Here is a 12,678-nt window from a genome sequence, read left to right on the forward strand (position 1 = left end):
GCACGGCTTTTTGGCGTTTGCCGTCACACCAGCCCACATTCGGCGGCAGCATGTACGGGTGACCGAGCCCGACCAGGCGGCGCTGCTGCGCGCGATTTCCGATGCGCACAGCCAGGCGCTGCTGCGCTACGTCATGCGGCTCACCCGCGGAGACCGGCCGTTCGCCGAGGACGTGGTGCAGGAATCGCTGCTGCGGCTGTGGCGTAAACCCGAGATCCTGCAACAGCCCAGCGAATCCGTGCGGGCGTGGCTGTTCACCGTGGCCCGCAACCTGGTGATCGACGACCGCCGTAGCGCACGGTTCGCCCGCGAGCTGCAGACCGACGACGTCCCGGAACGGCCGTCGCTGGACGCGATCGGCCCCGCGGTCGACAAATGGATCCTGACCGATGCGCTCAAGTCGCTCAGCGCCGAGCACCGCAGCGTGATCGTACGCGCCTACTACCTCGGCCAGACCGTCGCCGACATCGCGCAACAGGAACAGATACCGGCGGGCACGGTCAAGTCCAGGATGCACTACGCGCTGCGCGCGTTGCGAATTGCGTTGCAGGAAAGGGGGATTGTCCAGTGAGCAAGCCCAGCGGTGCGTCCGACGACGACTTTGCCCGGTGGGACGCCGCCTATGTGCTGGGCGCGCTGAGTTCCCAAGACCGGCGAAGCTACGAAAACTACCTCGCCGCCAACCCCGAGAAGGCCGCCGAGCTCACCGAACTCGCCGAGATGCCGACCATCCTCGAGGCGCTCAGCCCCGACGAAGCCGCGGCGCTGATCGAACCGGTCGGCGCGGCCTCACTGGCGGAAAAGCGGCAACAGCGGTCGCGGCGCGCGATCCTGATGAGCGCGGTCGCCGCGGCGGCCGCGTTGGCGATCGTGGGCGGCGTGATCGGCGCGACGGTGTTCCCCCGCACCACCGATGGGGTGCAGACGGTGGCGATGGCCCCGATGCAGCCGGGCCAGCGCGAGGGACTGACCGCCCAACTCGCGGTCACCGAGAAGGGTTGGGGCACCGAGCTGAACTGGTCATGCGAGTACACCAAGGACTGGGCGCGCAACGTCGCCAGCTACGACATCGTGGTGACCACCCGCGACGGCACCCAGACCGTCGTCGGGTCCTGGCGGCCCGCCGGCGACGAGGCGACCGGGCTGTCGGCGGCGACCAGCATCCCGACGCCACAGATCCACACCGTCGACATCCGGGTCTCCGGTGACGATCAGCCGCTGGCCGTGAAGACGCTGTAGGAACCACAGCACCCCGCCGACGTCAGCGGCACCACGTCGCCCCGCTGTCCCTACTTCCCAAATGTTCGCCGGGATGTGCCAATATTGGCGCCATGGCGCGTTGCGACTTAGGCAAGGCTATCCAGACCAGTGGGGCTTCTGGTGCCCGTCGGACTCTTTCGTGAGCGCAGCCTCCGAGCCCGTCGCGGTGGTCGGCATGGGGTGCCGGCTGGCCGGCAACATCACCACGCCCGCCCAGTTCTGGCGGTTTCTGTGCGACGGCGGCAGCGCGGTCAGCGAAGTGCCCGCCGAACGATGGGAGCCGTACCTGCGCCGCGATCCGCGTAACGCCGCGGTGTTGCGCGACGTCACCCGCTTAGGCACCTTCCTCGACGATCTGCCCGGCTTCGACGCGGAGTTCTTCGGTGTCTCCCCACGGGAGGCCGAGTTGATGGATCCCCAGCAGCGCCTGGCGTTGGAGGTCAGCTGGGAGGCGCTCGAGCACGCCGGGGTGCCGCCGAGATCGCTGGCCGGTAGTGACACCGCCGTGCTGATGGGCGTCAACTCCGACGACTACGGCAAGTTGGTCATGGAAGACCTCCCCGGCATCGAAGCCTGGACGGGAATCGGCACCTCGTTGTGCGGCATCGCCAACCGCGTGTCGCATCTGCTCGATCTGCGCGGGCCCAGCGTGGCGCTGGACGCCGCGTGCGCCGCATCGCTGGTAGCCGTGCATCAGGCCTGCCAGATGTTGCGCGCGGGGGAGACGGCGCTTGCGTTAGCCGGCGGGGTCAGCGCGCTGATCGGCCCCGGCCTGACCCGGGTGCTCGACGTCGCCGGTGCCACCGCACCCGACGGCCGATGCAAGACCTTCGACGCCGCCGCCGACGGATACGGCCGCGGCGAAGGCGCCGCCGTCGTGGTGCTCAAGCGGCTCAGCGACGCGCTGCGCGACGGCGACCACATCTACGCCGTCGTGCGCGGCGGGGCAGTCGCCCAGGACGGCCGCACCGTCGGCATCATGTCGCCCAACGGTGCCGCGCAGGCCGAAATGTTCCGGCGCGCCTGCGCATCCGCAGACATCGCCCCGTCCAGTGTCGACTTCGTCGAAGCTCACGGCACCGGTACCCCGACCGGAGACCCCACGGAAGTTCGTGCGCTGTCGGAGGTTTACGGCGTCGACCGGCCCGCCGACGCGCCGTGCCGCATCGGATCGGTCAAACCCAACGTCGGCCACCTCGAGGGCGGCGCCGGAATCGTCGGCCTGATCAAAGCCGCCCTGGCGCTGCACTACGAGGCGATCCCGCCGACCGCGGGCGTGCGGTCGTTGACCCCGGCGGTCGACTGGGCCAGCAGCGGGTTGCGGGTGCCCACCGAGGTCGAGCAGTGGAAACGCGCCGAGGACGCGCCGCGACGCGCCGCGGTGTGCAGCTACGGCTACGGCGGAACCATCGCCCACGTCCTCCTCGAAGAAGCGCCGCAACGCAAACCCGAAACCACCCGGACACAACACCATCCGGCTGTCATCCCGGTGTCGGCGCGGTCCACCGCACGGCTGCGTGCCCAGGCCGCGGCGCTGTCGGCGCGCCTGCGTGTCGGCGACGTGGCCCTGCCGGAGGTCGCCGCGACGACGTGGCTGCGCCGCTCGCATGAACCGGTGCGGGCCGCCGTCGTCGCCGACGACGTCGACGGTATTGCGGCCGGGGTCGATGCGCTGGCCAACGCGATACCCGACGCCTCGGTGGTGACCGGCACCGCGCTGCCGAGCGCCGCCGACGGCGCGGTGTGGGTGTTCTCCGGGCACGGCTCGCACTGGCCGGAGATGGGCCGCGAATTATTGGCTGATGAACCGCATTTCGCGGCGGTGATCGACGCCGTCGAACCGGTCTTCGCCGCCGAGCTGGGCTTCTCGGCGCGCGACGCGCTGCGCACCGGCGACCTCGGCGGCACCGACCGGGTGCAGGCGTTGACGTTCGCCATGCAGGTGGGGTTGGCCGCGGTGCTGCGGGCCCGCGGCGCGGCGCCGGCGGCCGTGATCGGCCACTCCGTCGGCGAGGTCGCCGCCTGCGTGACGGCGGGGGTGTTCGACCTGACGGTGGGCGCGGCGGTGGCCTGTTACCGGGCCCGCGGGTTCCGCACCGTGATGGGCCAAGGGGCGATGGCCTTGGTGCGGCTTCCGTTCGCGGAGACCGAAATTCGGCTGGGTGCACGCTCCGAGGTGGTGGCCGCGATCAGCGCGTCACCGGAGTCGACCGTGATTTCCGGCGCGATCGACGTCGTCGAAGAGGTCTGTCGGTCCTGGACCGACGAAGGTCTGATGGTGCGCAGGGTCAACACCGACGTGGCGTTTCACAGTCCGGCCATGGACGCGCTCACCGGTGAGCTGGCCCGACTCACCGCGCAGCTACCGCCGACCAGAGCACCCCGGATCCCGCTGTACACCACCGCATTGGCCGACCCGCGCTCGACCGCGCCGCGCGACCAGCACTACTGGGTGGCGAACCTGCGCGGCCGGGTGCGCTTCGCCGAAGCGGTCACCGCCGCCGTCGGCGACGGGCACCGCCTGTTCCTGGAGGTGTCCGCCCATCCGGTGGTGGCTCATTCGATCGTCGAAACGCTGACGGTCTCGGGCGCCGACGAGCACGCGGTCGTGCCATTGCTGCGCCGTGAGCGGCCCGCGATGGCATCGGTGGCCACCGCGCTGGCCGCGTTGCACTGCAACGGCGCACCGGTCGACCACGGGATCGACGTCGCCGCGCCGTGGGCCGACGACCTGCCGGTGACCCAATGGCAGCACCGCCGGTTCTGGCGCACCCCGACGCCGCCGCCGGGCGGGCGCGGCGTTCACGACGTCGATACCCACACCCTGCTCGGCGGCCGCATCGAGGTGACCGGTGCGGTGGCGACGCGCATGTGGCAGACCCGCGTCGATATGGACACCCGGCCCTACCCCGGCGACCACCCGGTAAAGGGCACCGAGATCGTCCCTGCCGCAGTCCTTTTGAACACCTTTCTGGCCGCCGCCGACTCCGACCTGCTCGACGTGCGACTGCGGACGCCGGTGGCGCCCGGTCGCGCCCGCGACGTCCAGGTGGTGCTGCAGGACCGCACGCTGACCCTGTCGACCTGCGTTCTCGACGACGACACCGCCGAGGACGGGTGGCTCACCCACAGCAGCGCCGTGGCCGCCGTCGATGCCGACATCACCGATCTGCGCGGCCACACGATCGACGAACCCGCGATCCGGGTCCGCTGCCCCGAGCCGTTACCCGCCGAACACGTGGTCGACACCCTGGCGTCGCTGGGCGTGGCCGCAATGGGATTCGATTGGCAGATCACCGATGTGCGTCGCGGCGGCGACGAAATGCTGGTCCGGGTCGCCGCCCGGCCCGACGGATCGCAGCCGGCGACCTGGGCCGCACTTCTCGACGCGGCGACATCGGCAGCCTCGACGGTCTTCGACGGCCCGCCGCGGCTACGGATGCCCGCCCACATCGAACGGGTGGCGGTGCACGGCCGCCCACCCGCGGTGGCCCTGCTGCACATCCGGCGCCACGCCGCCACCACCGCCACCGACGTGCTGATCGCCGAGGAGTCCGGGCAGGTGCGCGCGTCGCTGACCGGGATGGCGTTCGAAGAGCTGGAAAGCCCGACGGGCAGCGATGTTTCGCGGATCGTGCACCGGCTGGCATGGCATCCGTTGCCGTGGCGCCAAGACAACCGTCCCGCGGCGGTGATGCTCGTCGGCGGCGACGCCGACACGCGGGGGTTCGTCACCCGCGACCTCGCCGCCGCCGATGTGCCGTATGCGATGTGCGCCGATCCGGACGAACTCACCACGGTTGCCGAACTGGACCGCGACGCGGTGGTGCTGGTGCTGCCTGCCAGCCGCGACTCGCCGCAGAGATCGGTCGACCTCGTGATGCGCACGCTCAAACAGCTGCTCGCCCAGGGCGGCAAGGCGCGGATATGGGTGCTCACCGAGGGGGTGCACGAAGGGACGAACGTCGTGCACGCCCCGCTGTGGGGGCTGGCCCGCGTCGCCGCAGCCGAACACCCGGAGGTCTTCGGCGGGGTGCTCGACGTGGCCGACGCGCACCTTCCCGTCGGCGCGTTGGGGTCGCTGCCCGGCCACTCCGTCGTGGTGGTCCGTGACGGCGTCGCGACCGTCGCCCGGTTGGCCGACGCGGGCCATGGCACCGGGGCGCCGATGCAGTGCGGCGCCGGCGGCACCTACCTCATCACCGGCGGCACCGGTGTGCTGGGACTTCGCATGGCCCAGCGGCTGGCCGACCTCGGGGCGCGGCGGCTGGTGCTGCTCTCGCGCTCCGGCATGCCTGAGCGCTCCCAATGGCGCGACGCGGGGGACTCCGAGCTGGTCTGCACCGTCGAGGCCCTCGAGGAGCGCGGGGTGTCCGTTCACGTCGTCGCCGTCGACATCGCGGCGCCCGACGCCGCCAACACCCTGCGCGCCGCCCTGCGCAACCTGCCGCCGGTGCGCGGCGTGATCCACGCCGCGGGTGTGGAAGCCGGTGCGCTGCTGGTCAATACCGGCCAGGGCGATATCGAGGCCGCCATGCGACCCAAGGTCGACGGCACCGCGACCTTGCACGAAGTGTTTGCGCCCGGGCAGTTGGACTGGATGGTGCTGTTCTCGTCGTGCGGCTATCTCGCCGGCTTCCCGGGGCAGGGCGCGTACGCCTGCGCGAACTCCTACCTCGACGCCATGGCCCGCCACCGCACACGGCTGGGGGACCGCACCGTCAGCGTCGCGTGGACCGCGTGGCGTGGTCTGGGCATGGGCTCGACGTCACGGTTCGTCGCGGCGCAACTCGACGCGCTGGGAATGGACACCGTCACCGCCGACGACGCGATGCGGGCACTGGATATTGCCATGCGACTCGAGGACGCGAATGTAGTTGTGCTGCCGCTGCTTCCGCATGCCGCCGCCGTGCCGATGCTCGCCGACGTGGCACCCGCCGAGACCGGTACGGAGACGCTGCCGGGGGAGGTGGTCGGTGTCGACGCCGATCCGGAGCAGGTCAGCCAGCGGGTGGGGGCGGCCGTCGCAGGCCAACTGGGGCTACCCGAGGACGCCGTTGACATGAGCCGGCCGCTGGTCGAGCTCGGCGTCGATTCGATCATGACGGTCGGTCTGCTGCGCCAGCTGGAGAAGCAGACCGGTCTGTCATTACCGCCGACCCTGCTGTGGGAGTACCCGACGGCCGGCGCGGTATCTGACCGGATCGTCGAATTGGTCAGGGCCGCACGCGAAGAGGTCCCCGCATCCTGAGCGGGCCAGCCGTCAGGACAGCAGCTGCGCCACGACCTTTTTCTTGTCCACCTTGCCGACCGCGGTCTTGGGCAGCGACGGCAGCGGCGCGAGCATGTCGGGCCGGGCGTGCGCCGACACGCCGCGCCCGTCGAGGAACTCGTTGAGCTCGGCCAATGAAATCGGTGCGCCGTTGAAAACCACGGCAGCGCAGATCTTCTCGCCGAGATAGTCGTCGGGCACCGCGACGGCCGCCGCGGCGTAGATCGCCGGGTGCGCGAACAGGTGCTCTTCGAGGTCGGACGCCGAGACCGTCTCGCCACCGCGGTGAATGACGTCCTTGATGCGGCCGGTGACCTCGACGTAGCCCGCCCGTGGACCGTCGGCGAAGATCCGCACCCGGTCGCCGGTGCGGTAGAACCCGTCGGGGCTGAACGATCGGGCGTTGGCCTCATCAGCACGGTAATAGCCGTTGAGCGTGTAGGGTCCGCGCACCAGCAGCTCACCCTCTTCGCCCGGCGCGACCGGGGCGCCGTTGTCGTCGACCACCAGCATCTCATCGTGCGGGGACATCGGCCGGCCCTGCGTGTGGAGCACGATGTCGACGGGGTCGCCGAGGCGGGTGAAGTTCAGCATGCCCTCGGCCATCCCGAAAATCTGCGACAGCCCCGGCGTCAGCCCCGCGTAGATGTAGCGTGCTTCCTCGGGGGTCATCCGCGACCCGCCGACCTGGACCAGCCGTAACGATTTGGGCAGCACCGGTTCCCACTCACAGGCCTGCGTCCACATCTTGGCCAGCGCGTTCACGATCCCGGTCACCGTGATGTTGTGACGGTCGATCAGCGCGAACGCCGACTCCGGGCTGGGATCGGTGGTGAACACCGTCGGGGCGCCGACCGTCATCGACCCGAGCAGGCCGGGACAGCCCAGCGGGAAGTTGTGACCAGCGGGCAGTACCACCAGGTAGGTGTCTTCGGCGGTCAGCCCGCACGCTCGTGCACTGGCGACCGCGTTGTAGACGTAGTCGTTGTGGGTGCGCGGGATCAGCTTGGGCAGCCCCGTCGTGCCGCCGGACACCAGCAGCAGCGCCGGCAGATCCGGGTCGACGGGCACCGGCTCAAAGTCACCGTCGAAATCGCCCAGCTGCGACCAGGATCGGAACGGACCGGGTTCACCGTCGACGAACACGTGACGCAACGCCGGATGGTCGTTCACCAGACCTGCGGCCATATCGCGGTAGTCGAAGCCGGCGATGACGTCGGGAATGACCAGCCCCACCGCGCCGCTGACCGCAGCGAAGTGGCTGAGTTCGGCCGAGCGGTGCCCCGGCAGGCACATCACCGGCACAGCGCCCGCACGCAGCAGGCCGAACAGCGCCACCGCGAACTCACACGTGTTCGGAAGCTGCAGCAGCACGCGGTCGCCGGCGGCGATGCCGCGGTCAGCCAACGCGGCGGCGATCCGGTTCGCGCGCGCGTCGAGTTCGGCGAACGTGTAGGTGACGTGCGCGTCGAGCACCGCGGTGCGGTCAGGCCAAACGGTCACCGCGTCGGTGAGGATCGAATCGAGCCGCCGGTCGGACCAGTAGCCCAGTTTGCGGTACTTGTCGGCCCGGTCGGCGGGAAACGGCACGAACCCTGTGGCCAGGTCGCTGAAGTCGGCCCGCGGCGGCGTGAAACCGGTGCTCATGAACGATGTGGCCCCTCTGGTCGGCGTGTGCGGTGCCTCGAATATAAGGTAGCCTCCACCGGGTTAGTTAGGGCAGCCTGTACTAATTTGGAGGACAGCGTGGGTGATGCGGCGACCAGGTCCGATACCGTGCGCGCGGAGGTCGCCGAACTCCTCGGCGTCAGCCCCGACGCCGTCGACCCCGACGCCGATCTGATCGCCTCCGGACTGGATTCCATCCGGATGATGTCGCTGTCCGGGCGCTGGCGTAAGCAGGGCATCGACGTCAACTTCGCCGCGCTGGCGGAGAACCCCACCATCACCGCGTGGTCGGCGCTGGTCGGCGACCGCACGGCCGAGCCCGACGCCCGCGGCGTTGAAGCCACCGAGGACGGCGAGGCTGACAGCCCGTTCCCGCTGGCACCCATGCAGCACGCGATGTGGTTGGGCCGCAACGACGATCAGCAGCTCGGCGGGGTGGCCGCGCATCTGTACGTCGAGTTCGATGGCACCGGCGTAGACCCGCAGCGACTGCGGGATGCCGCTGCGAAACTCGTTGCGCGCCACCCGATGCTGCGCGTCGAGATCCTGCCCGACGGCACCCAGCGGATCAGCGACCGGGACCTGCCGGTGTGGGTGTATGACCTGCGGGACCTGGCCGAGGACGCCGCGGCCGCACGGCTCGACGCCATCCGCGACGAGAAGTCGCACCAGATCCTCGACGGCGACGTGCTGGAACTGAGCCTGTCGCTGTGCCCCGGTGGACGCACCCGGTTGCACGTCGACATGGACATGAACGCCGCCGACGCGGTGAGCTACCGCAAGTTCATGGCCGATCTCGCGGTGTTCTACCGCGGGGGTGAGCTGCCTGAGTTGGGCTACACCTACCGCGAGTACCGCGCTGCCCTGTCGGCGTCGGACACCGGCCCGACCGAGGAGGATCGGCGGTGGTGGGCCGAGCGGATACCGGAGCTGCCCGAACCGCCTGTGCTGCCGCTGGTTCCACCGGTCGAACAAGCCGATCCGCGTCGCAGCGTCCGGTTGTGGCACGTCTTCGACGTCCCCACGCGCGACGAGCTGTTCGCCGCCGCGCAGCGCCGCGGCCTCACCCCGGCGATGGCGGTGGCGGCGTCGTACTCCAACGCCCTGGCGCGCTGGTCGACGAACGCGCGCTTCCTGCTGAACCTTCCGATGTTCGGCCGCGAGCCGTTCCATCCCGATGTCGAGAAGTTGGTCGGGTGCTTCACCTCGTCGCTGATGCTCGACATCGACCTCAGCCAGACCCGCACGCCCGCCGAGCGCACCCGCGCGGTGCAGGAGACGTTGCACAGCACCGCGCGGCACTCCAGCTACTCCGGGTTGTCGGTGCTGCGCGACCTGGGCCGGCACCGCGGCACCCAGACGCTGGCGCCGATCGTGTACACCAGCGCAATCGGTCTCGGTGATCTGTTCGCGGGGGAGGTGACCGATCAGTTCGGCGCACCGGTGTGGACGATCTCGCAGGGCCCGCAGGTGCTCATCGACGCACAGGCCACACCGCTGGCGACCGGCCTGATGATCAACTGGGATGTCCGCGTCGACGCCTTCCGCCCCGGTGTGGCCGATGCGATGTTCGCCTATCACGTCGCCGAGCTGGCCAGGCTTGCCACCGACGACGCGGCCTGGGAGGCCCCGGATCCGCCCGCGGTTCCGCAGGCCGCGCGTGCAGTGCGCGCTGCGCTGAACGCGACAATGGCGACACCGAGCGGGGAAGCGTTGCACGACGGCTTCTTTCGTGCGGCGCAGGCCACGCCGGATGCGCCCGCGGTGTTCAGCGGCGACGGTGACCTCAGCTACGCCGAGCTGCGCAGCCAGGCGCTTTCGGTGGCGCAGACGTTGCGCGACAATGGGGTCCGGTCGGGTGACCTGGTCGCGCTGGTCGGGCCGAAGTGCGCCGAGCAGATCCCCGCGGTACTGGGCATCCTGGCAGCGGGTGCGGCCTATCTGCCGATCGGCGCGGACCAACCGGCGGACCGGACCGCGCGGATCCTGCAGTCCAGTGACGTTGCGGCAGTGCTGTTGTGCGGAGACAGCCGACCGGGTGCCGAACTACCTGACGTGCCGACGATCCCCGTCGCCGATGCGACCGGTCGCGACGCGCCCTTCGAACCCGACGCCGTCGACCCGTCGGCGTTGGCATACGTGTTGTTCACCTCGGGATCGACGGGCGAACCCAAGGGGGTCGAGTTGACCCACGACGCGGTGCTGAACACCGTCGAGTTTCTCGCCGCGCACTTCGATCTCGGGCCGACCGACCGCAGCCTGGCGTTGGCCTCGCTGGAAGCCGACATGTCGGTGCTGGAGATCTTCGCGGTCCTGCGCGCCGGGGGCGCGGTCGTCGTCGTCGACGAGCAGCAGCGCCGCGACCCCGACCGATGGGCCGAGTTGATCCAACGCCACGGGGTCACGTTCTTGAACTGGATGCCGGGCTGGCTGGACATGCTGCTGAGCGTCGGCGGCGCCCGGCTGTCGAGCCTGCGGGTGGTGCTGCTCGGCGGTGACTGGGTGCGCCCCGAACTCATTGTGGCGCTGCGAAACGCCGCACCGGGCGTGCGTGCGGCGGGGCTGGGCGGTGCGACCGAGACCGCGGTGCACGCCACGCTGTGTGAGGTCGGCGAGCCGCCGCCGCACTGGAACTCGGTGCCCTACGGCACACCGTTTCCGAACAACGCGTGCCGCGTGGTCGCCGCTGACGGTTCGGACTGCCCGGACTGGGTGCCCGGGGAGCTGTGGGTCGCCGGGCGCGGCATCGCGCGCGGTTACCGCGCCCGCCCCGACCTGACCGCGCAGAAGTTCGTCGAACACGACCGCCGGGTCTGGTATCGCACCGGTGATCTCGTGCGCTACTGGCCGGACGGCACGTTGGAGTTCGTGGGCCGCATCGACCACCGGGTCAAGATCAGCGGATACCGCATCGAGCTCGGTGAGGTCGAGGCGGCGCTCAAGCGCGTCGCGGGCGTCGACGCCGCCGTCGCCGCCGTGCTGCCCGGCGAGCCCGACGTGCTGGCCGCGATGGCGCGAACCACCGACCCGGCCGTCGACTCGCACACGGTCGCGGCGAAGATGGCTGAACTCGTTCCGGCACATATGGTTCCGAAAGTTCTGGTGGTGACCGACCGGATCCCGTTCACGGTAGCGGGCAAGATCGACCGGGCGGCGGTGCAGCGCCAACTGGCCGAGGCCGAGGTGCCCGCCGAGAACGCTTACCGGGCGCCGGCGAACCCGTTGGAGTCGGCGCTGGTGGCGATCGTCGCCCGGGTGCTCGGCGTGGATGAACCGCAGGTTGGCGTCGACGATGACTTTTTCGCGCTCGGTGGTGATTCGCTACTGGCGACTCAGGCGGTGGCCAGGGTTCGCGAGTGGCTGGACACGTCGTCGGTGATGGTCACCGACATGTTCGCGGCGCGCTGCGTGGCGAAGCTGGCCGAGCGGTTGCGCGCACGTGAACGCGACAGCGAGCGGCTCAACGCGGTCGCCGAGGTGTACCTGGAAGTCGCGCAGCTGGACAGCGCCGAAGTGCTTTCCGAACTCAGCTAGCTCAGCGCCGCGGCCAGCCGACGCCACTGCTCGCGGGGGAACTCCCTCGGGTCGGCAGTCAGCACCTGCACGCACACATGGTCGGCGCCGGCATCGTGGTGCTCCTTGACCCGTGCGAGCACCGTCTGCTCGTCGCCCCAGGCGATGATTGCGTCGAACAACCGGTCGCTGACCGAGGCCACATCCTCCTCGGTGAAGCCCGCCCGCAGCATGTTGTTGGCATAGTTCGGCATTGCCAGATACGAACGCAGCCAGCCCTTTCCAAGCGCGTGCGCCTCGTCTCGATCGTCGGTGAGCAGCACGGTCTGCTCGGGCAGCAGCAGCGGACCCGCACCTAGCACCTGGCGGGCGCGACGGGTGTACTCGGGTGTGACGAGATACGGGTGGGCACCGCGCGACCGCGTCGCCGACAGCTCGAGCATCTTCGGGCCCAGCGCCGCGAGCACCCGGTTGTCGACCGGCACCGGCGTGTCGGCCGCGTCGATGCCGTCGAGGAAGGCGCGGGTGGCCGCCAGCGGCTTGCGGTAGCGACCGGGCTCCTTCGAGTCGATCAGCGGGGCGTGGCTCACCCCGATGCCCAGCAGGAAACGCTCACCGTGCTTCGCCGCCGAGGCCGCATAACGCGCCGCCACCTCGGCGGGCTCGTGCATCCACAGGTTCAGGATGCCGGTGGCGATGACGACGTCCTTGGTCGACGACAGCAGATGGTCGACCGTGTCGAGGACGGGTCCGCCGACGTCGGGAATCCACAGCGCCGAAAAGCCCAGGTCCTCCAGTTCGGCCGCCGCCTCTGCGGCCTCACCCTGGTCGCCGTAGCGCAGCTGAGAGCTCCAAATGCCGACGCCTGCCAAATCCATGACCTGTCCTTTCGAACGAACCAATGGCACCCACGTTACGCAGACACCGGATGCGGCCAACGCGTCGCCACGTACGACACGCTCGCG

The 12,678-nt window shown here is 70.2% G+C and carries 6 protein-coding genes; 4 read left to right on the forward strand and 2 right to left on the reverse strand.

Features of this window, described 5'->3' with window-relative positions; translation table 11 throughout:
• Positions 1 to 58: 58 nt before the first annotated feature.
• The 3 genes from ABQF13_RS22290 (at position 59) to ABQF13_RS22300 (ending at position 6,511) form a co-directional block, all read left to right on the forward strand.
• Positions 59 to 571 (forward strand): sigma-70 family RNA polymerase sigma factor, encoded by a 513-nt coding sequence (locus ABQF13_RS22290; RefSeq protein ID WP_448394972.1) that lies wholly within the window; start codon positions 59 to 61, stop codon positions 569 to 571.
• On the forward strand, positions 568 to 1,239 hold the full coding sequence (locus ABQF13_RS22295; protein ID WP_448394973.1) for an anti-sigma factor family protein: 672 nt from the start codon (positions 568 to 570) through the stop codon (positions 1,237 to 1,239). The genes ABQF13_RS22290 and ABQF13_RS22295 overlap by 4 nt, the downstream gene beginning before the upstream one ends.
• A 160-nt stretch (positions 1,240 to 1,399) precedes the next feature.
• Entirely contained in the window at positions 1,400 to 6,511 is a 5,112-nt protein-coding gene (locus tag ABQF13_RS22300; protein ID WP_448394974.1) for a beta-ketoacyl synthase N-terminal-like domain-containing protein, read from the forward strand.
• A gap of 12 nt (positions 6,512 to 6,523) precedes the next feature.
• Here ABQF13_RS22300 and ABQF13_RS22305 read toward each other — a convergent pair whose 3' ends face one another.
• Positions 6,524 to 8,179 (reverse strand): (2,3-dihydroxybenzoyl)adenylate synthase, encoded by a 1,656-nt coding sequence (locus ABQF13_RS22305; protein ID WP_448394975.1) that lies wholly within the window; start codon positions 8,177 to 8,179, stop codon positions 6,524 to 6,526.
• Positions 8,180 to 8,278: 99 nt separating this feature from the next.
• Between ABQF13_RS22305 and ABQF13_RS22310 the strand changes: the two genes are divergently transcribed.
• Positions 8,279 to 11,734, forward strand: coding sequence for a non-ribosomal peptide synthetase (locus ABQF13_RS22310; protein ID WP_448394976.1), 3,456 nt, complete (start codon positions 8,279 to 8,281; stop codon positions 11,732 to 11,734).
• Here ABQF13_RS22310 and ABQF13_RS22315 read toward each other — a convergent pair.
• A complete protein-coding gene (locus ABQF13_RS22315) occupies positions 11,731 to 12,591 on the reverse strand; it encodes an LLM class F420-dependent oxidoreductase (protein WP_448394977.1) in 861 nt (286 codons plus the stop codon). The two genes, ABQF13_RS22310 and ABQF13_RS22315, sit on opposite strands and share 4 nt — an antisense overlap.
• Between the last annotated feature and the right edge of the window lie 87 nt (positions 12,592 to 12,678).

This window comes from Mycolicibacterium sp. XJ879 (assembly GCF_053483935.1).